Origin of the sequence: Streptomyces echinoruber, from assembly GCF_014651135.1 — a bacterium.
GTDB lineage: Bacteria > Actinomycetota > Actinomycetes > Streptomycetales > Streptomycetaceae > Streptomyces > Streptomyces echinoruber.
Window position 1 is genome coordinate 89874 of record NZ_BMWH01000002.1, and the last position, 22154, is coordinate 112027.

At 74.3% G+C, this 22154-nt stretch carries 16 protein-coding genes and 1 pseudogene; 14 read left to right on the forward strand and 3 right to left on the reverse strand.

Going from position 1 to position 22154, the window contains the following annotated elements:
• Positions 1 to 67 precede the first annotated feature (67 nt).
• The 8 genes from IE225_RS03265 (at position 68) to IE225_RS03300 (ending at position 9399) form a co-directional block, all read left to right on the forward strand.
• Positions 68 to 805: a hypothetical protein gene (locus IE225_RS03265; RefSeq protein ID WP_190055766.1), complete on the forward strand. Its 738-nt coding sequence runs from the start codon at positions 68 to 70 to the stop codon at positions 803 to 805.
• 72 nt (positions 806 to 877) lie between these two features.
• Positions 878 to 1723, forward strand: a complete 846-nt coding sequence (locus IE225_RS03270) for a DegV family protein (RefSeq protein ID WP_190055767.1) — start codon at positions 878 to 880, stop codon at positions 1721 to 1723.
• 658 nt (positions 1724 to 2381) lie between these two features.
• The gene (locus tag IE225_RS03275; RefSeq protein ID WP_190055768.1) at positions 2382 to 3362 is read left to right on the forward strand and encodes a ComEA family DNA-binding protein; all 981 of its coding nucleotides are present in this window, start codon (positions 2382 to 2384) and stop codon (positions 3360 to 3362) included.
• Positions 3363 to 3547: 185 nt separating this feature from the next.
• Complete coding sequence (locus IE225_RS03280) at positions 3548 to 6301, forward strand: ComEC/Rec2 family competence protein (RefSeq protein WP_190056083.1); 2754 nt, start codon at positions 3548 to 3550, stop codon at positions 6299 to 6301.
• Positions 6302 to 6305: 4 nt separating this feature from the next.
• Positions 6306 to 7235 carry an arylamine N-acetyltransferase family protein gene (locus IE225_RS03285; RefSeq protein ID WP_190055769.1) on the forward strand — a complete coding sequence of 310 codons (930 nt, stop codon included), beginning with the start codon at positions 6306 to 6308 and terminating at the stop codon, positions 7233 to 7235.
• A 214-nt stretch (positions 7236 to 7449) separates the two neighbouring features.
• Positions 7450 to 7695, forward strand: coding sequence for a hypothetical protein (locus tag IE225_RS03290; protein WP_190055770.1), 246 nt, complete (start codon positions 7450 to 7452; stop codon positions 7693 to 7695).
• 150 nt (positions 7696 to 7845) lie between these two features.
• Positions 7846 to 8835, forward strand: coding sequence for a DNA polymerase III subunit delta (gene holA, locus IE225_RS03295; RefSeq protein ID WP_190055771.1), 990 nt, complete (start codon positions 7846 to 7848; stop codon positions 8833 to 8835).
• Positions 8836 to 9003: 168 nt separating this feature from the next.
• The gene (locus IE225_RS03300) at positions 9004 to 9399 is read left to right on the forward strand and encodes a nuclear transport factor 2 family protein (protein WP_190055772.1); all 396 of its coding nucleotides are present in this window, start codon (positions 9004 to 9006) and stop codon (positions 9397 to 9399) included.
• A gap of 299 nt (positions 9400 to 9698) precedes the next feature.
• On the opposite strand, the gene rpsT is transcribed toward IE225_RS03300, so the two are convergent.
• Positions 9699 to 9965 (reverse strand): 30S ribosomal protein S20, encoded by a 267-nt coding sequence (gene rpsT, locus IE225_RS03305; protein WP_190055773.1) that lies wholly within the window; start codon positions 9963 to 9965, stop codon positions 9699 to 9701.
• A gap of 268 nt (positions 9966 to 10233) precedes the next feature.
• Here rpsT and lepA point away from each other — a divergent pair, with 268 nt between their 5' ends.
• The 4 genes and pseudogenes from lepA (at position 10234) to hemW (ending at position 17999) form a co-directional block, all read left to right on the forward strand.
• Positions 10234 to 12102: a translation elongation factor 4 gene (gene lepA / locus IE225_RS03310; protein WP_190055774.1), complete on the forward strand. Its 1869-nt coding sequence runs from the start codon at positions 10234 to 10236 to the stop codon at positions 12100 to 12102.
• A gap of 379 nt (positions 12103 to 12481) precedes the next feature.
• Positions 12482 to 14356, forward strand: a complete 1875-nt coding sequence (locus tag IE225_RS03315) for an AMP-dependent synthetase/ligase (RefSeq protein WP_190055775.1) — start codon at positions 12482 to 12484, stop codon at positions 14354 to 14356.
• A 314-nt stretch (positions 14357 to 14670) separates the two neighbouring features.
• A pseudogene (locus tag IE225_RS03320) lies at positions 14671 to 16607 on the forward strand (SpoIIE family protein phosphatase).
• Between the two features lie 159 nt (positions 16608 to 16766).
• Positions 16767 to 17999 carry a radical SAM family heme chaperone HemW gene (hemW, locus tag IE225_RS03325; protein ID WP_190055776.1) on the forward strand — a complete coding sequence of 411 codons (1233 nt, stop codon included), beginning with the start codon at positions 16767 to 16769 and terminating at the stop codon, positions 17997 to 17999.
• Between the two features lie 139 nt (positions 18000 to 18138).
• Here hemW and IE225_RS03330 read toward each other — a convergent pair whose 3' ends face one another.
• Together IE225_RS03330 and IE225_RS03335 are read right to left on the reverse strand one after the other, a co-directional pair.
• Positions 18139 to 18942: a DUF3097 domain-containing protein gene (locus tag IE225_RS03330; protein ID WP_190055777.1), complete on the reverse strand. Its 804-nt coding sequence runs from the start codon at positions 18940 to 18942 to the stop codon at positions 18139 to 18141.
• A gap of 35 nt (positions 18943 to 18977) precedes the next feature.
• Complete coding sequence (locus IE225_RS03335) at positions 18978 to 19700, reverse strand: MBL fold metallo-hydrolase (RefSeq protein WP_190055778.1); 723 nt, start codon at positions 19698 to 19700, stop codon at positions 18978 to 18980.
• Between the two features lie 203 nt (positions 19701 to 19903).
• Between IE225_RS03335 and hrcA the strand changes: the two genes are divergently transcribed.
• The gene (gene hrcA, locus IE225_RS03340; RefSeq protein WP_190055779.1) at positions 19904 to 20920 is read left to right on the forward strand and encodes a heat-inducible transcriptional repressor HrcA; all 1017 of its coding nucleotides are present in this window, start codon (positions 19904 to 19906) and stop codon (positions 20918 to 20920) included.
• A complete protein-coding gene (gene dnaJ / locus IE225_RS03345) occupies positions 20921 to 22057 on the forward strand; it encodes a molecular chaperone DnaJ (protein ID WP_190055780.1) in 1137 nt (378 codons plus the stop codon). It begins immediately after the preceding gene.
• Positions 22058 to 22154 lie beyond the last annotated feature (97 nt).

Genomic DNA, 22154 nt, shown 5'->3' on the forward strand with positions numbered 1-22154 from the left:
GCCCGTGGCGTTTACCGTGGAGGGAGCGGCGCGGACGCGTGCCGCGGCAAGGCCGGAAGGGAGCGCCGTGGAAGCCGTCATCGCAGTGGTCGCCCTGCTCTTCGTCCTCTTCCTCGCGCTCGGCGCGTACGCCACGGTGAAGGTGGTCGGCGCCGCCAAGCGCGGCGTGGACCGCACGCTCACCCAGGCCCGGCGCACGGTGGAGGACCACACGCTGCGGGCCAAGGCCCTCGCCCAGCCGGGCCCGGCGGGGGAGATCGCCCAGTTGCGGCTGAAGCTGCGCACGGCGATGCGCGCCACCCAGGACACCCTGGGCGCGGGCGCGGCCGAGGACGAGTCCCTGAAGGAGTCGCTGGCCCTGTTCGAGCGTCTCAGCGCGCACGGGCACGAACTGGACGCCGAGCTCAAGCGCCTGGAGAGCGAACCGGACCGCGCCGCACTCGCCCGGCTGCTGCCCGCTCTGCGCGAACGCACCGAGCGCATCACCAAGTCCGCCGACTCCCTGCGCTGGGCGGCCCGCGACCGGGCCCGCCGCTTCGCGGACGACGACCTGGACGCCCTCAGCGCCCAGATCGACATGGAGGCGGGCGCCCTGCGCCACTGGACGGCCGCATCCGACACCCCGTCGGCACCGCCGCCCTGGCCCAAGACCCCGGCCGCCGACGGCCCGACGGGCTCGCAGACCTGGTCCGAGGCCACGCGGCCGCCCGCCTCCGAGGAGCCGGCGCGACCCGCCATCACCTCGCCCGGCCCCCACGCCGTCCACCCCTGGCAGAAGCACACCCGCCCCGAGACGACGACGTGATCCGGCCCGCCCGAACCCGCCCCGGCGGGGCCGGGATGCCACGCGGCCGTCACGGCAGGTAACCTCCAGGGCATGTCCCGCCATGTCGCGATCGTCACGGATTCAACGGCCTACCTGCCGCAGCGGACGATGGAGCGCCACGGCATCACCGCGGTACCGCTGACCGTGGTGCTCGGCGACCGGGCACTCGACGAGGGCACGGAGATCTCCACCCGGTCCCTCGCCCAGGCGTTGCAGAAACGACGGCCCGTCACCACCTCGCGCCCCAGCCCCGAGGTCTTCGCCGAGACCTACCGCCGGATCGCCGACTCCGGTGTGGACGGCATCGTCTCCCTCCACCTCTCGGCCGAACTCTCGGGCACCTACGACGCGGCGGTGCTCGCCGCCCGGCAGGCACCCGTGCCGGTCCGGGTGGTGGACACCGGGATGGTCGCGATGGCGCTCGGTTTCTGCGCCCTCGCGGCGGCCGAGACGGCCGAGGCGGGCGGCACGGTGGACGAGGCCGTCACGGCCGCCGAGAAGCGCGCCGAGGGCACCTCCGCCTACTTCTACGTCGACACCCTCGACTATCTCCGCCGCGGCGGCCGCATCGGCGCCGCCCAGGCGCTGCTGGGCTCCGCCCTCGCCGTGAAGCCGCTGCTGCAACTCGCCGACGGCCGCATCGAGCCCCTGGAGAAGGTGCGGACGGCGTCGAAGGCGATCGCCCGCCTGGAGGAGATCGCGGCGGACCGGGCGGGTGCGGCCGAGGTCGACATCGCCGTCCACCATCTCGCCGCCCCCGACCGGGCGTCGGCCCTCGCCGAACGGCTGCGGGAACGGGTCCCCGGACTGGCCGACCTGCACGTGAGCGAGGTCGGGGCGGTGATCGGGGCGCACACCGGGCCGGGGTTGCTGGGAGTGGTGGTCTCGGCGCGGTGATCCGGTGATCCGGTGACCGGGCGGTGCCGGGGCCGCTCGCGCGGACGGCGGCGGGGAGAGAGGCCCGCGTGAGGAGAGGCCCGTCTCCTTGAGTGGGTGGTGCCGTTCACTCGTGAGGGTGGCGGAGTTGTCCACAACCGGGCGGTAATCCCCGGGAATTGGCCATGATCATCGCGAATGCGGCACAGTGCCCCATCCTCGTCGCATGGCACTTCGATCACGTTCCCGCACAGCGACAGCAACCAGTGGCCCGGGCCGCGGTCCGGACTCCGACGGCCGGCTCCGGCACCGCGGCGGCCCGGTCCGCCGCCGGGCGCCGCAGCGTCACGCGGCGGCGGAGGAACTGCGCAGGCGCGCGGAGACACTCTTCGCCGAACACCCGCCGGAGCAGCGCCAGTCGGGGAACGGCCCACCGGGCGGGGTGGAGGGCGCACCGGCTGGGGCGGAGGGTGCACCGGGCGGGGCGGAGGGTGCACCGGGCGGGGTGGAGAGCGCGTCGGCCAGGACGGCGTGGGCGGCGGCGGGCGGCTCGGGAGGGCGGAGCCCTCTCACCGTTGACGGCGGAGCCGGTGAGCCCTCGGGCGCCACGGCGACTGCCGCGTCCACGGACATCGGCACCGGCACGACTGACACGGCCGGTACGACTGACACGACCGGCATGACCGGCACGAAGGAACCGGTCGGCAGGGCCGCTGCCTCGGTTCCCGGCCCGACCGGAGGGACCCGGCCGACCGAAGAGACCCGGTCGGCCGGAGGGACTTGGCCGAAGGAAGAGACCTGGCCGAGCGAAGAGGCCCGGCCGTTCGGGAACGGCCGGGCCGCGGTCGAGGACGACGCGGGTACCGGTGTCGCGGGCGGGACGGTCGCGGGCATGCCGGGCGTATGGCGCGGGCGGGTCGGGGCGGTGCTGCGGGAGCGGATGCCGCTGTGGCTGCAGACGCGGTGCGCCGTGGAGCGCCGGGGCGTCATCGCGCTCTCCGCCCTGCTCGCCCTCGCCGCGGTTTTCGCGGCGCAGCACTTCTGGTCCGGCCGCACCCAGCCGGTACGGGCACCGGAGGTGGTGCGGGCGGCGACCCGGTACGGCCACCCCCAGGAGCAGGAGCAGCCCTCGCCCGGTGCCGGCGCCTCGGCCGGTCCCGCGGCGGGAGCCGGCGGCGGAGAGATCGTGGTGGACGTCAGCGGCAGGGTCCGCAGGCCCGGAGTGCACCGCCTCCCGGCCGGGGCCCGCGTCGCGGACGCCCTGCGGGCGGCCGGTGGCGTACGGCCCGGCACCCGTACCGACGGCCTCAACCGCGCCCGCTTCCTGGTGGACGGCGAGCAGGTGGTCGTCGGCGCCCCGGCCCCGGCGGCGGGGCCCGGCCCGGGAAACGCGGCGGCCGGTGCCGGGGCGGGCGGCGGGACTGCCGACGGTGGCGCGGCCGGTTCCGCGGCGGGCGCGCATCCCGCGGCGCCGGTGTCGCTCAACACCGCCACCGCGGACCAGCTCGACACCCTGCCCGGTGTCGGCCCCGTACTGGCCCAGCACATCCTCGCCTACCGCACCCAGCACGGCGGTTTCCGCTCGGTGGACGAACTGCGCCAGGTCAACGGCATCGGCGAGCGCCGCTTCGCCGACCTGCGGGATCTGGTCCGGCCATGACCCGCGCCCCGCACCTGCCGCGCGGCGGTCCGGCCACGGACCGGCGTCACCGCCGCCCGTCCGCGGCGGCCGGCCGCTCGGGAACGCACACCCGGCACGAGAACGACCCGGCGGCAGACCCGGGCGGAGAAGGGGCCTCCCCGGCAACCCCGACGCGCACGGAGGACAGAGCAGGGGCGGCCCCGATCCGGGAGAAACAGGCGTCTCCCGCCACCCCGCCCCGCAGGGAAGGCCCGCCCCGCGGAGAAGGCCCGGCCGACCTGCGCCTGGTCCCTCCGGCCCTCGCGGCCTGGGCGGCGGCGGCCTGGGCGCTGGACGCGCCACCGGAGCGGGTCGCCGGCGTTGCCGTGGTGAGCCTGCTGGCGGCCTGCCTCCTGCTGACCTCCCGGCGGCGCGCGGGGCGCGGCGGTCCGGGGCCGGCGCATCGGGCGTCCGCACGCCCACGGCGGCCCCGCCTGCCGGCCGCCCCGGATCCGCGGCCGCGCCTGCCCGCCGTCCCGGATCCGCGGCCGCGGCGGCGGGCCGTCACGGCCGGTGGTGAGGGACCGCCTGCGACCGCTCGCGGGGCACCGGATCGCCGGGCACGCGTGTCGGTCGCGGCCGTGCTGCTCTGCGTCGCCGCGGCCGCCACGTCGGCCGGGCTGCACGGAGCGGACCTGCGCCGCGGCCCTCTGCCCGAACTGGCGCGGCGGTACGCGACGGTGACCGCCGAAGTGGAGGTGACCTCCGATCCCCGGCTCACCCGGCCCCGCATCAGCGGTGACCACGCCATGCCGCCCTCCGTGCTGATCGAGGCCGAGGTGCGCCGGGTCGAGCAGGAAGGCGGCACGGTGACGGGGACGCGGACGCCGGTGCTGATGATGGTCGACATCGACCGTGCGGCCCCCGGCGGACCGCCGGGCACCGGACGGTCGGGCACCAGACCGCCGGACACCGGGCCGTCGGGCACCGGGTCGAAGGAGACGGCGCGTTCACCGTGGCTCGGGCTGCTGCCGTCCACCCGGTTGCGGGTGGCGGCGCGGGCGGCACCGGCCATGGCGGGCGGTGGCCGGTTCGCGGTGGTGCTGCGGGTACGGGACGCCGCCGGGCCGGAGGTGGTGGGGGAGCCGTCCGGGCCGCAGCGGTTCGCGGGACGGCTGCGGGCGGGACTGCGGGAGGCGACCGACGGCCTGCCGCAGGACGCGCGGGCCCTGCTGCCGGGGCTGGTCGTCGGCGACACCTCGCGCATCACGCCCGAACTGGACGAGGCGTTCCGGGCCACGGACCTCACACACACGCTCGCCGTCTCCGGCAGCAACCTCACCATCCTGCTGGTGCTGCTCATCGGGCCGTACGGGCTGGCGCAGCAGGCCGAACGCCGCGGGCTCGCCCCGCGTCTGGGGCTGTCGCTGCGGACCACCGCCCTGCTCGGCGGAGGGCTCACTCTCGGGTTCGTCCTCGTGTGCCGGCCCGATCCGAGCGTGCTGCGAGCCGCGGCCTGCGGAGCGGTCGCGCTGCTCGCCCTGGCGACCGGCCGCCGCAGATCGCTGATCCCGGCGCTGGCGACGGCCGTCCTGCTGCTGGTGCTGTACGACCCGCCGCTGGCCCGCGGTTACGGCTTCCTGCTCTCGGTGCTGGCCACCGGCGCCCTGCTCACCCTGGCACCTCGGTGGAGCGCCGCGCTGCGCCGCCGCCGGGTACCGGCGCGGCCGGCCGAGGCCCTGGCCGCCGCGGCCGCCGCCCAAGCGGTGTGCGCGCCCGTCGTGGCCCTGCTGTCGGCGCGGGTGAGCCTGGTGGCGGTGCCGTGCAACCTCCTCGCGGAGGCCGCGCTGGCGCCCGCCACGGTGCTGGGCTTCGCGGCGCTGGCTACGGCACCGGTCGTGATGCCGGTGGCGAAGACGCTGGCGTGGCTGGCGAGTTGGCCGACCGGATGGATCGCCGACGTCGCTCGCACCGGCGCGGCGCTGCCCGGCGGGGGAGTGGACTGGCCGGCCGACTGGACGGGGGCGCTGCTGCTCGCCCTCGCCACCGTCGCCGTCGTCCTCGCGGGCCGCAGGCTGCTCGGGCATCCGTGGCTGTGCGGCGCCTGCGGGGTGCTGCTCCTGCTCGCGGTGCTGCGGCCGCCGCCCCTGACCAGGGTGATCACCGGCTGGCCGCCGCCCGGTTGGCGGTTCGCGATGTGCGACGTGGGCCAGGGCGACGCGACGGTGCTCGCGGCGGGCCGGGGCACCGGCGTGGTGGTGGACGCCGGGCCCGACCCGGCGCTGGCCGACCGCTGCCTGCACACGCTCGGCATCACCCGGATCCCCCTCGTGGTGCTGACGCACTTCCACGCCGACCACGTGGCCGGGCTGGCCGGCGTCCTGCGCGGGCGCGCGGTGGGCGCCATCGAGACGACGGGGCTCGAACAGCCCGCGGACCAAGTGGCGTTCGTACGGCAGCAGGCGGCCGCCCGGCACATCCCCGTCGCCCGCGCCGCCGCCGGGGAGGAACGGCGGGTCGGAACGCTCGCCTGGCAGGTGCTGTGGCCTCCGCCGCCCCGGCCCGGGGCGGGCCCGGCGGCGTCGCCCTCGCCCCCGCCGCCGGACCTGGAGGGACCCAACGACGCCAGCGTCACCCTGCTGGTCCGCTCGGCGGGGCTGCGGCTGCTGCTGCTCGGCGACCTCGAACCCCCGGCCCAGCAGGCGCTCCTGCGCTCCCCGGCGGCCGGGCGGCTGACGCCCGTGGACGTATTGAAAGTGGCGCATCACGGCTCCTCCTACCAGGATCCCGACCTCATACGCCGGGTGGCGCCGCGGCTGGCGTTGATCTCGTGCGGCGCGGGCAACCCGTACGGACATCCGGCACCCGGCACGGTGGCGGCGCTGCGCGCGCTGGGCGCGGTGGTGCTGCGGACCGACCGGGACGGGGCGCTCGCCGTCGCGGGAGGCGGCGAGGACCTGCGGGTGGCGCGAGACTGAGGGCATGGCAGCTGCATCCCCCGGTCCCGCCCGGACCGTATCCCCCGGCCCCGCCCGGACCGCATCCCCCGGTTCCGCCCGGGCCGCGTCCCTCGATCCCGCCCGGGTCGACGCCTACCTTCGCCGCCTGGGCGTCGCCCACCCGGTGGGACCGACCTCCGACGCCCTGCGTGAACTGCACCTGCGTCACCTGCGGACGGTGCCGTTCGAGAACCTGTCCGTGCACCTGGGCGAGGAGATCGTGCTCGAGGAGAAACGGCTGGTGGACAAGGTGGTGGGGGCGCACCGCGGCGGCTTCTGCTACGAGTTGAACGGGGCGTTCGCCGCGCTGCTCACCGCCCTCGGGTTCGAGGTGACGCTGCTGGCGGCGCGGGTGTACGGGGAGGGCGGGCGCCTCGGCATCCCGTACGACCACCTCGCGCTGCGGGTGCGGACGGCGGACGGCGGGGACTGGCTGGCCGACGTCGGGTTCGGGGCGCACAGCCACCTTCCGCTGGCGTGGGCGGAACGGGGCGAACAGGCGGACCCCGCCGGACGGTTCCGGCTCGTCGAGGCGGGACCGGACCCGGCCGGGGTGCGGGGACCCGCGGATGCGGCCGGGGCCGGCGACCTGGACGTCCTGCGGGACGGGGTGCGCCGGTACCGGCTGGAGACGCGGCCGCGGGTGCTGGGCGACTTCGTCGCCGGAGCGTGGTGGCACAGCACCTCCCCGGCGTCGCACTTCCGGCGTTCCCTGGTGTGCTCCCGGGTCACGGACGACGGGGGACGCGTCACCCTCAGCGGGCGCACCCTCGTCGAGACGGGCGCCGACGGCGGCCGCGAAAAGCGAAAACTGGGCACGGACGAGGAGGTGCTGGAGGTGTACCGGCAGCGGTTCGGGATCGGGCTCGACAACGTGCCGACGGTGCTGCGGGGCCCCGGCCGGACGGGCTGAGGGGCCGTGCGGTGCCGGGTGCGTCCGGTGGCGCCCGGCCGCCTCCGCGCGGTGACCGCCGACGGCGACCGCCGAGCCCACGGTGACCGCCGAGCCCACGGTGATCGCCGAGCCCACGGTGACCGCCAAGGCGCCGGGAAGCGCACGGCGACTTGCGCGGGCGCGCCTTCGACCGCCGGTACGGCGCCTGTTCCGCCTGCCGGACAATGGCCCCGTGAGCGATGTGAGACACGTGCTGGTGCTGCCCGACCGCGACGCCGCCGAGGAGGCGGCGGAGGCGCTCGGGGAGCGTTTCGGGATCGCCGAGGAGCCGGAACTCGTCCGCGACGCCCTGGCCGGCGAGGACGACGCCGAGGACGCCCAGTGGCTCGTCGTCCTGCGCGACGAGGAGCAGCGGCTCGATCCCGCGGAACTCGACGCGTTCGCGGGGGAGTGGGACGGCTGGCGCGAGGAGCCGTAGACCCGTACCGCTTTATGGCCGCCTCGCGTTTGTGGCCGCCTCGCGCACGGCACCGGCCCGGGCGCGTGGACCACGCGCGGGTGCGGCACGCGCCGCGGCGGATCCTCCGCCCCGACGCCGCTGTCGGTGCCGCGTGCGATGCTTGTCGCGATGGCCAGGAAGACCGCGAATGACGACCCCCTCGCCCCGGTGACGATCGCCGTGGGCCAGGAGGACCTCCTGCTCGACCGTGCCGTGCAGGAGGTGGTGGCCGCCGCCAAGGCGGCCGACGCCGACACGGACGTACGGGACCTGACCCCGGACCAGGTGCAGCCCGGCACGCTCGCCGAGCTGACCAGTCCGTCGCTCTTCGCGGAGCGCAAGGTCGTGGTCGTACGCAACGCGCAGGATTTGTCCGCCGACACGGTCAAGGACGTCAAGGCCTACCTCGCGGCGCCCGCCGAGGAGATCACCCTCGTGCTGCTGCACGCGGGCGGTGCCAAGGGCAAGGGGCTGCTGGACGCCGCCCGCAAGGCCGGGGCCCGCGAGGTGGCGTGTCCGAAGATGACGAAGCCGGCGGACCGACTGGCCTTCGTGCGCGGGGAGTTCCGCACGCTGGGGCGGTCGGCCACGCCCGAGGCCTGCCAGGCGCTCGTCGACGCCATCGGCAGCGACCTGCGGGAGTTGGCGTCCGCGGTGGCGCAGCTCGTCGCGGACGTGGACGGCACGATCGACGAGGAGGTCGTCGGGCGGTACTACACCGGGCGGGCCGAGGCGTCCAGCTTCACCGTCGCGGACCGTGCCGTCGAGGGGCGGACGGCGGAGGCGCTGGAGGCGCTGCGCTGGTCCCTGGCGACCGGAGTCGCGCCGGTGATGATCACCAGCGCGCTCGCCCAGGGCGTGCGGGCCATCGGAAAGCTGTCCTCGGCGCGCGGCGGCCGGCCCGCCGACCTCGCGCGGGAACTGGGCATGCCGCCGTGGAAGATCGACCGGGTGCGGCAGCAGATGAGGGGGTGGACACCGGACGGCGTGGCCGTCGCGCTGCGGGCGGTGGCGGAGGCCGACGCGGGGGTGAAGGGCGCCGGGGAGGACCCGGAGTACGCCCTGGAGAAGGCGGTGGTGACGATCGCGCGGGCGGCGCGGTCCAGGGGGCGGTCCTAGGCGCTGTCCTGGACCCCGTCCGGCCCGAGCGGGGCGCGCTTCGGGCAGCGGGCGCGCGCCGTGATCCAGTGGCCGTCCGCTCGGGCACGGGAGAAAAATCGGACACAGGAGAAGAATCGGGACTGTCAGCCACGCATCCCCAGCGACACCGGAGAGGTGGCGATCGCCATGGCTGAACACCCGCACGCAGTGCTCGTCCGCAAGGGCTTCGAGGCCTTCTCCCGGGGCGACATGGACGCGTTGCGAGCGATGATGACGTCCGACTGCACGCACCACGTGCCCGGCAGCCACCCGATGTCGGGCGACTTCAAGGGGCAGGACGCGGTCATCGACATGTACCGGCGGATCTTCGAGGAGACGGGCGGCTCGATGCGCGTCGACGTGCGCGGCGTCTTCGTCGACGGCCGGGGCCACGTCGTCGCCCTGGACCACGTGACGGCCGAGCGCCGGGGCAAGCGCCTCGACGAGGACGGGGCGCTGGTGTGCCGCATCGTCGGGGACAAGGTCAGCGATCTCGACGAGTGTGTCGAGGACCTCGACAGGGCGAACGACTTCTGGTCGTGATCCGCCGCGCGCCGCGCACGCGATCACCAGCGCGCCGCGCGCCGCGCACACCGCACCCCCGCAACCGCGCCCCGCACGCGATCACCCGCACACTCGCACACCCGCGCACCGGCATCCCCGCATGCCGAAGGCCCCGGCGACCCCCCTGGGGAAGGGGAGGGCGCCGGGGCCTTCGGGTCAAGCCGGTGAGGCCGTACCCGCGTGGCGAACGCAGGCCGCGTACGGACTCGGGGTGCCGGTCGGGAGCGGTGGAGAGAGGGCCCGCCCTGGGTCCTTCCGGCGGTGGATCAAGAAGAGGATCAGCCCTTGAGAGCGGCGACCTTGGAAGCCAGGGCCGACTTCTTGTTGGCGGCCTGGTTCTTGTGGATGACGCCCTTGGAGACGGCCTTGTCCAGCTGACGCGCGGCCTCGCGCTGCAGCTCGACGGCCTTCTCGTAGTCACCCGCGGCAGCGGCCTCGCGAGCCTTGCGGATCGCGGTCTTCAGGGAGGACTTGACGGCCTTGTTGCGCAGCCGAGCCTTCTCGTTGGTCTTGATCCGCTTGATCTGGGACTTGATGTTCGCCACGAAAGAGCCTTTTCCCGTTCTGGTACGGGGCCGAGGCGGCCCCCACCGGTGTTTTTCCTAGGACGTGTCCGCGCTGAGAGGGGCACGAGACACAGCCACCCAGGCTACCAGCGGCCCGGCGGCCCACCCAAACCGGTCTCCGCCCCGTCCCCGTGGGACCATGGATCCGCCTCGTCCCCGTGGGACCATAAAACTACGTATCGATCCGACCCGAGACCGCAGACGGACAAGCACACGTATGCGGACGCCTCAAGAATCAGGACCCTGCGTGCCCGCGACCCCTAGCCATGTGCCCGAGCCGAGCCGTACCGACCCGGCTCTGATCCGCAACTTCTGCATCATCGCGCACATCGACCACGGCAAGTCCACGCTCGCCGACCGGATGCTCCAGCTCACCGGCGTGGTCGAGCAGCGGCAGATGCGCGCTCAGTACCTCGACCGCATGGACATCGAGCGCGAGCGCGGCATCACGATCAAGTCCCAGGCGGTGCGCCTGCCGTGGGCCCCGACCCACGATCCCGGCAACACGCACATCCTCAACATGATCGACACCCCGGGTCACGTCGACTTCACGTACGAGGTCTCGCGGTCGCTCGCCGCGTGCGAGGGGACCATCCTCCTGGTCGACGCCGCCCAGGGCATCGAGGCGCAGACCCTCGCCAACCTCTACCTGGCGATGGAGAACGACCTCACGATCATCCCCGTCCTCAACAAGATCGACCTGCCGGCGGCGCAGCCGGAGAAGTTCGCCGAGGAGCTGGCGAACCTGGTCGGCTGCGAGCCCGACGACGTGCTGAAGGTCTCCGCCAAGACCGGACTCGGGGTCGAGGCGCTGCTGGACAAGGTCGTCGAGGAGATCCCGGCCCCGGTCGGCGACGCCGACGCGCCCGCCCGCGCGATGATCTTCGACTCGGTGTACGACTCCTACCGCGGCGTGGTGACGTACGTCCGGGTCGTCGACGGACAGCTCAGCAAGCGCGAGCGCATCAGGATGATGTCGACCGGCGCCACGCACGAGCTGCTGGAGATCGGCGTCAACTCGCCGGAGATGCTGCCTGCCGACGGCCTCGGCGTCGGCGAGGTGGGCTACCTGATCACCGGTGTGAAGGACGTGCGCCAGTCCAAGGTCGGTGACACGGTCACCACCCAGTCCAAGGGGGCCACCGAGGCGCTCGGCGGCTACAAGGACCCCAAGCCGATGGTGTTCTCCGGCCTGTACCCGCTGGACGGCTCCGACTACCCCGAGCTGCGCGACGCCCTCGACAAGCTGCAGCTCAACGACGCCGCCCTGGTCTACGAGCCGGAGACCTCCGCCGCTCTCGGCTTCGGCTTCCGCGTCGGCTTCCTCGGCCTGCTGCACCTGGACGTGATCCGCGAGCGGCTGGAGCGCGAGTTCGGCCTCGACCTGATCGCCACCGCGCCGAACGTGGTGTACCGCGTGGTGATGGAGGACGGCACCGAGCACGTCGTCACCAACCCCAGCGAGTTCCCCGAGGGCAAGATCCACGAGGTCTACGAGCCGGTCGTGCGCGCCACGATCCTGGCGCCCAGCGAGTTCATCGGCGCGATCATGGAGCTGTGCCAGAACCGGCGCGGCACCATGCTCGGCATGGACTACCTCTCCGAGGACCGGGTGGAGATCCGCTACACCCTGCCCCTGGCGGAGATCGTCTTCGACTTCTTCGACCAGCTGAAGTCCAAGACCCGCGGCTACGCCTCGCTGGACTACGAGCCCACCGGCGAGCAGGCCTCGCAGCTGGTCAAGGTGGACATCCTGCTGCACGGCGACAAGGTCGACGCCTTCTCGGCGATCACCCACAAGGACCAGGCGTACGCCTACGGCGTGCGGCTCGTCGCCAAGCTGAAGGAGCTCATCCCGCGGCAGAACTTCGAGGTGCCGGTGCAGGCCGCCATCGGCTCCCGGGTCATCGCCCGTGAGACCATCCGCGCCATCCGCAAGGACGTCCTCGCCAAGTGCTACGGCGGCGACATCTCCCGCAAGCGCAAGCTGCTGGAGAAGCAGAAGGAAGGCAAGAAGCGGATGAAGATGGTGGGTTCCGTGGAGGTTCCGCAGGAGGCGTTCATCGCCGTGCTCTCCAGCGACGACGCCGGGAGCGCCGCCAAGAGCAAGAAATGACCCCGAAGTGATCCCGAAGTGACCCTGCCGGAGCCGGGCCGAGGCCCGGCCGGCCGGGCGAATGTCCGGGATTGCCCCGTTCCGTGGGCCCGTCGCGTCGAGATGCGACGGGCCCGGGCCGTTCCCGGGCCGTTCCCGGGTCGTTCTCGGCCGTTCCCGGGCTGTTCCCGGGCCGTTTCCGGACCGTGACCCGGCCGGTGGGTTCCGTGTGAACCTACGGCCCGCCGCCCCTTACGTACCGGCCGGTCGGGCTCTACCCTGATGCCTGCCTCTTTGGTTACTCGTGAGTTAAACAAGGGCTCGCGAGGGGAAAGCCGAGGAGGAAGCAGCGGTAGAAGCAGCACGAGCCAGCCGCACTGTCGCGGGCCCGGAGGATGTCGTGAGCGACACACAGACCCTGATCGAGAACCGTCCGCCGACCGTGGCGGCCCTCTTCCTGGAACGCGTGGCGGCCACGCCGGCCGCCGAGGCCTACCGCTACCCCGTCCCACCGGCCTCCGGCCAGGGCCCGGACGACTGGAAGTCGCTGACCTGGGCGCAGGCCGCCGAGCGGGTCCACGCGATCGCCGCCGGCCTGATCGAACTGGGCGTGCGGCCGGAGGAGCGGGTGGCGCTGGCCTCCGCCACCCGCCTGGACTGGATCCTCGCCGACCTCGGCATCATGTGCGCGGGCGCGGCCACCACCACCATCTACCCGCAGACCAACGCCGAGGAGTCGGCCTTCATCCTCTCCGACTCCGGCAGCCGGGTGCTGATCGCGGAGAACGCCGGGCAATTGGCGAAGGCCCTGGAGAAGCGGGCCGAGCTGCCCGACCTGCACCACGTCGTCGTCATCGACCCGGACGGCGTCGAGACCGGCGACTGGGTGCTCACCCTCGCCGAGCTGGAGAGCCGCGGCGCCGCCCGCCTGGAGAAGGACCCCGAGCTGATCAAGGAGCGGGTCGGCGCCATCACCAGGGACCAGCTCGCCACCCTCATCTACACCTCCGGCACCACCGGCCGGCCCAAGGGCGTGCGGCTGCCGCACGACAGCTGGTCCTACATGGCCAAGGCGATCGCCGCGACCGGGCTGATCAGCGGCGACGACGTGCAGTACCTCTGGCTGCCGCTGGCGCACGTCTTCGGCAAGGTGCTCACCTCCGGCCAGATCGAGGTCGGCCACGTCACCGCCGTCGACGGGCGCGTCGACAAGATCATCGAGAATCTGCCGGTGGTGCGGCCGACGTACATGGCGGCCGTGCCGCGCATCTTCGAGAAGGTCTACAACGGCGTCGCCGCCAAGGCCCGCGAGGGCGGGGCCGCCAAGTACCGGATCTTCCAGTGGGCGGCGGAGGTCGCCCGCGAGTACGCCAAGGTCAGCCAGGACAACTACCGGCGCACCGGCACCCGCTCCGTGCCCTTCGGCCTGGCCGCCAGGCACCGGGTCGCCGACGCCCTCGTCTACGCCAAGATCCGCGAGGCCTTCGGCGGCCGGCTGCGCGCCTGCGTCTCCGGCTCCGCCGCCCTCGCCCCGGAGATCGGCTACTTCTTCTCCGGCGCCGGCATCCACATCCTGGAGGGCTACGGCCTGACCGAGTCCTCCGCCGCCTCCTTCGTCAACCCCGGCGAGGCGTACCGCACCGGCACCGTCGGCAAGCCGCTGCCCGGCACCGAGGTGCGCATCGCCGACGACGGCGAGATCCTGCTGCGCGGCCCCGGCATCATGCAGGGCTACCACAAGCTGCCCGAGAAGACCGCCGAGGTCCTCGAGCCCGACGGCTGGTTCCACACCGGCGACATCGGCGAGCTGTCCCCCGACGGCTACCTGCGCATCACCGACCGCAAGAAGGACCTCATCAAGACCTCCGGCGGCAAGTACGTCGCGCCCGCCGAGATCGAGGGCCAGTTCAAGGCGATCTGCCCCTACGTCTCCAACATCCTCGTCCACGGCGCCGACCGGAACTTCTGCACCGCCCTCATCGCCCTGGACGAGCAGGCCATCCGCCCCTGGGCCGAGGAGAACGGCCTGGGCGGCAGGACGTACGCCGAGATCGTCGCCGACCCCGCCACGGTCGCCCTGGTCGACGGCTACGTCCAGCAGCTCAACGAGGGCCTGCAGCGCTGGCAGACCATCAAGAAGTTCCGCCTCCTCCCGCGTGACCTCGACGTCGAGCACGGCGAGATCACCCCGAGCCTGAAGCTCAAGCGGCCGGTGGTGGAACGGGAGTACAAGCACCTCCTGGACGAGATGTACGCGGGCACCCGGGAGGCCTGACCCGGGACACCTGCCCCGGGGTGTCCGGGACGCCCGTCTCGGGGTGTCCGGGACACCCGTCTCGGGGCGTCCGGAACGTCCGGCCCGGGGCGGGCGGGGCGCCTGACGCCGAGAGTGCCCGGTGCGAACGAATACGAGGGAAGCGGACAGGTTCGGGAGCCGAATCTGTCCGCTTTCGTATGTGCGGGTGGAAAGGTTCCGGCCCGGTGTCGCCCATTTCGGTTACTTGCTGTGCGGGAGTGGAGTCGTTCTGTCACCCTGTCGGCGTCGTCCGCACCGCGCGGGCCGTCGTCCTCAACGCCCAGGAGCCGTCAATGGGGGTCATTCCGACACAACGGGAGACCGCGTCCCGGGGTGGCGACGCTCCCGCCCAGACCTGGGCGACGCTGCCCGGCAGCCTCCTGGCGCCCGGCGCCGCCCGCGACCTGGTGCGGGCGGCACTGCGGGAGTGGGCCGGGCTGGGCGTGCCCGGCGCCGAGCACCTCACCGGCCGCCTGACCGAGGACGCCCTGGTCGTCGTCAGCGAGCTCGTCACCAACGCCGTCGTGCACGCCGGCACCGGCGTCGAGCTGATCTGCCGTCTGGAGGACACCGGTGCCGTCGTCGTCGAGGTCGGCGACCAGCACCCCTCACGCGCCCCGCGGGAGCCCGGCACCCCGCCGCCCGGCCCGTGCCCGGACCCGTACGACGCCCCCGAGTACGGCCGCGGCCTGCGCCTGGTCGCCGTGTTGTGCGAGGCGTGGGGCGTCACCTACCGCTCCGGCGCGAAGACCGTCTGGGCCCGGCTGTCCGAGCCGGGCCGCCCCGCCGACGAGGCGGCCGCGGACGCCTACGCCGCCGGCGAGCGCGGCCTCGGCGTCGCCGAGCTCCTCGCGCCCGAGCCGCAGCGCGCCGAACGCGACCGGGACTGGCTGGGCCGCGGCGCCCTGTCCTTCCTCGCCGAGGCGTCCGCGCTGCTCGCCGGGCAGCTCGACGAGGACCTGGTGGCCGCCCTGACCGGCCAGCTGATCGTGCCGCGCCTGGCGGACTGGTGCGCGGTGTGGCTGGAGGACGAGGCCGCCGCCCGGTGGGGGTCCCCCTTCTCGGGCGGAGCCGGGAGCGGGGGAGGCAGGAGCACCGGCACCGCCGCCGGCGCCGGTGGCCCGGCCGCGTCTGGCACGGCAACGAGGACCGCGTCGCCGGCCTGCGCGCGGCCCTGGAGAAGGAGCCCCCGCCGCCGCCCGACCCGCTGCGCCCCGGCCCGGCGCCCGTGCCCTGGCCCGAGGGCGCCCTCGGGCCGCGCGCCCGCAGCGGCACCGCCCTCGCCTTCCGCCTGGTCGCGGGCGGCCGCCCGCTGGGCACCCTGGTCATCGGCCGCGCCGGGCTGCTGCCGTTCCCCGACGAGATCACCGGCCTGGTGGAGGACCTCGCCCGCCGGGTCGCGCTCGCCATCGGCGCGGCCCGCCAGTACGCCCGCCAGGTCGCCATCAGCGCCGTCCTGCAGCGCGGCCTGCTGCCCAGCGCGGTCGCCGAGATCCCCGGCGTGCGCAGCGCCCTGGTGCACGAGCCGTGCGTCAAGGGCGGGCCGAGCGGCGACTTCTACGACCTGTTCCCGGCCGGCGCGGGCCGCTGGTGCTTCGCCATCGGCGACGTGCAGGGCAAGGGCCCCGAGGCCGCCGTCGTCATCGGCCTGGCCCGCCCCTGGCTGCGGCTGCTGGCCCGCGAGGGCTACCACGTCGCCGACGTCCTCGACCGCCTCAACCGGCTCCTCCTCGACGACGCCACCGAGGCCGCCGACGCGGCGGCCCGTGCCCTGGTGGCCGCCGGGGGCCGGCCCGTCGCCCCCGGGGACGGGCCGCAGACCCGCTTCCTGTCCCTCCTCTACGGAGAGCTCGTCCCCTTCGACGGCGGCGTCCGCTGCACCCTCGCCTCCGCCGGGCACCCCCTGCCGCTGCTGCTCGGACCCGACGGCGGCGTCCGCACCGCCGCCCACCCGCAGACCCTCCTCGGCGTCCTGGAGGACGCCGCCTACACCAGCGAGACCTTCACGCTCCGTCCCGGCGACACCCTGCTGTGCGTCACCGACGGCGTCACCGAGCGGCGCAACGGCTCCCGCCAGTTCGACGACGGCGACGGCCTTGCCGCGGCCCTGGCCGGCTGCGCCGGACTGGACGCCGACACGATCGCCGAGCGGATACAGCGGCTCGTGCACGAGTTCGGTGAGACGCCCCCGGAGGACGACCTCGCCCTGCTGGTGCTCCAGGCCGAGTAACTCAGGTAGGCCGAGTAGCCGAGTAAGCCGAGCAAATGGCCGACGGCGGAACGCCGACGCCCCGGCCGGGCGGCCCGGCCGGCCCGGACGGCTGGACGGGCCGCACAGCACCACCGGCCGACCGGCCGGGCAGGACTGCCGGTCCTGGACAATGGGGGCATGCCCTCCGCACTCCCCGACGGCGAACCCGTCCCCGACGACGGCGCGCTGCCCCCGCACGCCCTCGCCGGCGCCGCCGACCGCCCCCTCGGCTTCTACCTGCACGTCCCGTACTGCGCGACCCGCTGCGGCTACTGCGACTTCAACACCTACACCGCCACCGAACTGCGCGGCACCGGCGGCGTCCTCGCCTCCCGCGACCACTACGCCGCCACCCTGATCGAGGAGATCCGCCTGGCCCGCAAGGTCCTCGGTGACGACCCGCGCCCCGTGCGGACCGTGTTCGTCGGCGGCGGCACGCCCACCCTGCTGGCCGCCGACGACCTCGTACGGATGCTGCGCGCGGTGCGCGACGAGTTCGGCCTCGCCCCCGGCGCGGAGGTCACGACGGAGGCCAACCCGGACTCCGTCGACCCCGCCTACCTGGCCACCCTGCGCGAGGGCGGCTTCACCCGCGTCTCCTTCGGCATGCAGAGCGCCCGGCCGCACGTGCTGAGGGTCCTGGACCGCACCCACACCCCGGGCCGCCCCGAGGCGTGCGTGGCCGAGGCCCGCGCGGCCGGCTTCGAGCACGTCAACCTCGACCTGATCTACGGCACCCCGGGGGAGTCCGACGACGACTGGCGCGCCTCCCTGGACGCGGCCCTGGCGGCCGGCCCCGACCACGTCTCGGCCTACGCCCTGATCGTCGAGGAGGGCACACGACTGGCCCGGCGCATCCGCCGCGGCGAGATCCCGATGACCGACGACGACGTGCACGCCGACCGCTACCTCATCGCCGAGGAGACCCTGTCCGCGGCGGGCTTCACCTGGTACGAGGTGTCCAACTGGGCCACCTCGCCGGCCGCCCGCTGCCTGCACAACGAGCTGTACTGGCGCGGCGCCGACTGGTGGGGCGCCGGCCCCGGCGCCCACAGCCACGTCGGCGGGGTGCGCTGGTGGAACGTCAAGCACCCCGGCGCCTACGCGGCGGCCCTGGCGGCCGGCCGCTCCCCGGGCGCCGGCCGCGAGGTCCTCACCGAGGAGGACCGCCGGATCGAGCGCGTCCTGCTCGAACTGCGGCTGCGCGAGGGCGTACCGCTGTCCGTCCTGCGGGAGGCGGGCCTCGCCGCCTCCCGCCGCGCCCTCGCCGACGGGCTGCTGGAGCGGGGGCCGTACGAGGAGGGACGCGCGGTGCTCACCCTGCGGGGGCGGCTGCTGGCGGACGCGGTGGTGCGGGACCTGGTCGACTGACGCGGACCGCGCCGAACCGTCGTGGATTGCTCGGGACCGACGCGGGCCACTCCAAAACGACGCAAGTCGACTCGAAGCGGCATGGATCGGTGCGGGCCGCGGCGTCAACCAGCCCGGCCCGCCCCGAATCGCCGCCCGTTCACGCCGGAGCCGTGACGAAGTCGATCAGCTGCTCGACGCGCCCCAGCAGCTCCGGCTCCAGGTCCTTGTACGACCGCACCCGCCCCAGGATCCGCCGCCAGGCCGCCCCCGTGTCCGGAGGCCATCCCAGCGCCCGGCACACCCCGGTCTTCCAGTCCTGGCCGCGCGGTACGGCCGGCCACGCGGGGATGCCCAGCGCCGACGGCTTCACCGCCTGCCAGACGTCCACGTAGGGGTGGCCGACCACCAGCGCGTGCTCGCTCGTGACCGCCTGGGCGATGCGCCACTCCTTGCTGCCCGGCACCAGGTGGTCCACGAGGACGCCCAGCCGCGCGCCGGGGCCGGGGGCGAAGTCCTCGACGACGGCCGGCAGGTCGTCCACGCCCTCCAGGTACTCCACGACGACGCCCTCGACGCGCAGGTCGTCGCCCCACACCTTCTCGACGAGTTCGGCGTCGTGCCGGCCCTCGACGTAGATGCGGCCGGCGCGGGCCACGCGCGCGCGTGCGCCGGGCACGGCGACGGAGCCGGAGGCGGTCCGGGCGGGCCGGGCCGGACCGGAGGCCGGCCGCACGAGCGTCACCTCGCGTCCCTCCAGCAGGAACCCGCGCGGCCGCAGCGGGAAGACGCGGTGTTTGCCGAAGCGGTCCTCCAGGGTCACCGTGCCGGCCTCGCAGCGGATCACCGCGCCGCAGAAGCCGGTCGTCGGCTCCTCCACCACCAGGCCCGGTTCGGCCGGGACCTCGGGGACCGGCCGGGGCTTCTTCCACGGAGGGGTCAGGTCCGGAGAGTACTGGCGCATTCGCATGACGATAGGAAGGGATGGCGCCGGCCGGGTCACGACACGCCGAAGCGAGCGGCCAGGCGGGCGCGTTGCGCCCGTACGAACGCCGCGTCCACCACCGCCCCGTGCCCGGGCACGTACCGCGCGTCCTCGCCGCCCAGGGCGAGCAGCCGGTCCAGGGCCGCGGGCCAGCCGGCCGGCACGGCGTCGGGGCCGGCCTGCGGTTCTCCGGACTCCTCCACCAGGTCGCCGCAGAACACCACCGGCGGCTCGCCCGGCACCAGGACGGCGAGGTCGTGCGCGGTGTGGCCGGGGCCGGCGTTCACCAGCACCGCCCGCCGGCCGCCGCCGAGGTCCAGGGCGCACGTGCCGGTGACCGGCCGGCGGGGCACCACCAGGACGTCGGCCGCCTCCCGGGCCGCCCCGGCGTCCAGCCCCCAGCGCACGGCGTCCGCGCACAGCTCCTCCCGGCCGCCGGCCAGCACCGCGTCCAGGCCCGCCGCGCCGAAGGACTCCGCGCCCGCGAACACGGCCGCGCCGAAGACGTGGTCGAAGTGGGCGTGGGTGAGCGCGAGATGGGTCACACGGCGCCCCGCGAGCCGCTCAGCGGCGGCCCGCAGCCGGGCGCCCTGGGCCAGGCTCGCACCGGCGTCGACCAGCAGCGCGCCGTCCGCGCCGACCACCAGCCCCACTGTGCAGTCCCACCCCGGCAGACGGCACCGGCCGACCCCGGGGGAGAGCCGCTCCCACCCCTCCTCTTCCCATGTCACGGTCATCCCGCCTCTTCCCACGTCACGGTCATACCGGGACGCTCTTCCCATGATCCGTACCCCGGGCCCGCCGGCCTTGCCCGGGGTGTACCCGGCGGCCGTACACTGGCCCGGTAAGGCTGGCACTCGTATGCGCCGAGTGCCAGGGCCCGCCGGAGCGGCGGGCCGGCCGAGCGCCAACCGGACGATCTTCTGGAGGTGTGTGCGCGATGCTCAGCGAACGACGGCTTCAGGTGCTGCGCGCCATCGTCCAGGACTACGTCGGCACCGAGGAGCCGGTCGGCTCCAAGGCGCTCACCGAGCGGCACAACCTCGGCGTCTCCCCGGCCACCGTGCGCAACGACATGGCGGCCCTGGAGGAGGAGGGGTACATCGCCCAGCCGCACACCAGCGCGGGCCGTATCCCCACCGACAAGGGGTACCGCCTGTTCGTCGACCGGCTGGCCGAGATCAAGCCGCTCACCGCGCCCGAGCGGCGCGCCATCCAGAACTTCCTGGAGGGCGCGGTCGACCTCGACGACGTCGTGGCGCGCACGGTGCGGCTGCTGGCGCAGCTCACCCGGCAGGTCGCGGTGGTGCAGTACCCGTCGCTGACCCGGTCGACCGTGCGGCACGTGGAGCTGCTGTCGCTGGCGCCCGCGCGGGTGATGCTGGTGCTGATCACGGACACCGGCCGGGTGGAGCAGCGGATGATCGACTGCCCGGCGCCGTTCGGCGAGACGTCCCTGGCGGATCTGCGGGCACGGCTGAACAGCCGCGTCGCGGGCCGCCGTTTCACGGACGTGCCGCAGCTCGTGGAGGACCTGCCGGAGAGCTTCGACGCCGAGGACCGCGGTACGGTGTCGGCGGTGCTGTCCACCCTGCTGGAGACGCTCGTCGAGAAGAACGAGGAGCGGCTGGTGATCGGCGGCACCGCCAACCTGACCCGGTTCGCCCACGACTTCCCGCTGACCATCCGGCCGGTCCTGGAGGCGCTGGAGGAACAGGTCGTCCTGCTGAAGCTGCTCGGCGAGACGAAGGATCCGGGCATGACCGTGCGCATCGGTCACGAGAACGCCCACGAAGGACTCAACTCCACCTCCATCGTGTCGGTCGGCTACGGTTCGGGCGGCGAGGCAGTCGCCAAGCTCGGCGTGGTCGGACCGACCCGCATGGACTACCCGGGAACGATGGGAGCGGTACGCGCAGTGGCACGGTACGTCGGACAGATCCTGGCGGAGTCGTAAGTGGCCACGGACTACTACGCCGTACTCGGCGTGCGCCGCGACGCGTCGCAGGAAGAGATCAAGAAGGCTTTCCGGAGGCTCGCGCGCGAGCTGCACCCGGACGTCAACCCCGACCCGAAGACGCAGGAGCGGTTCAAGGAGATCAACGCCGCCTACGAGGTGCTGTCGGACCCGCAGAAGAAGCAGGTCTACGACCTCGGCGGCGACCCGCTGTCGCAGAGCGGCGCCGGCGGCGCGGGCGGCTTCGGCGCGGGCGCGTTCGGGAACTTCTCCGACATCATGGACGCGTTCTTCGGCACGGCGTCGCAGCGCGGGCCGCGCTCGCGCACCCGCCGCGGCCAGGACGCGATGATCCGCATCGAGGTCGAGCTCGACGAGGCCGCGTTCGGCACCACCAAGGACATCCAGGTCGACACCGCCGTCGTGTGCACCACCTGCAACGGCGACGGCGCGGCGCCGGGCACCAGCGCGCAGACCTGCGACATGTGCCGCGGCCGCGGCGAGGTCTCGCAGGTCACCCGCTCCTTCCTGGGCCAGGTCATGACCTCCCGGCCCTGCCCGCAGTGCCAGGGCTTCGGCACCGTCGTCCCCACCCCGTGCCCGGAGTGCGCCGGCGACGGCCGGGTGCGCGCCCGCCGCACCCTGACGGTGAAGATCCCGGCCGGTGTCGACAACGGCACCCGCATCCAGCTCGCCGGCGAGGGCGAGGTCGGCCCCGGCGGCGGCCCGGCCGGCGACCTGTACGTCGAGATCCGCGAGCTGCCGCACCCGGTCTTCCAGCGGCGCGGCGACGACCTGCACTGCACGGTCACCATCCCGATGACCGCGGCGGCCCTGGGCACCAAGGTGCCGCTGGAGACCCTCGACGGCATGGAGGAGGTCGACATCCGCCCGGGCACCCAGTCCGGCCAGTCGGTCCCGCTGCGCGGCCGCGGCGTCACCCACCTGCGCGGCGGCGGCCGCGGCGACCTCGTCGTCCACGTCGAGGTGCAGACCCCCACCAAGCTCGACCCCGAGCAGGAGCGCCTGCTGCGCGAACTGGCCAAGCTGCGCGGCGAGGAACGCCCACAGGGCCAGTTCCAGCCAGGGCAGCAGGGGCTGTTCTCGCGGTTGAAGGATGCGTTCAACGGCCGTTGACGCGGGCGGCCGGGGGCCCGGGGGTTGTGCCCCGGACAGGCACGGTCAGCCAGGGCAGCAGGGGCTGTTCTCACGGTTGAAGGACGCGTTCAACGGC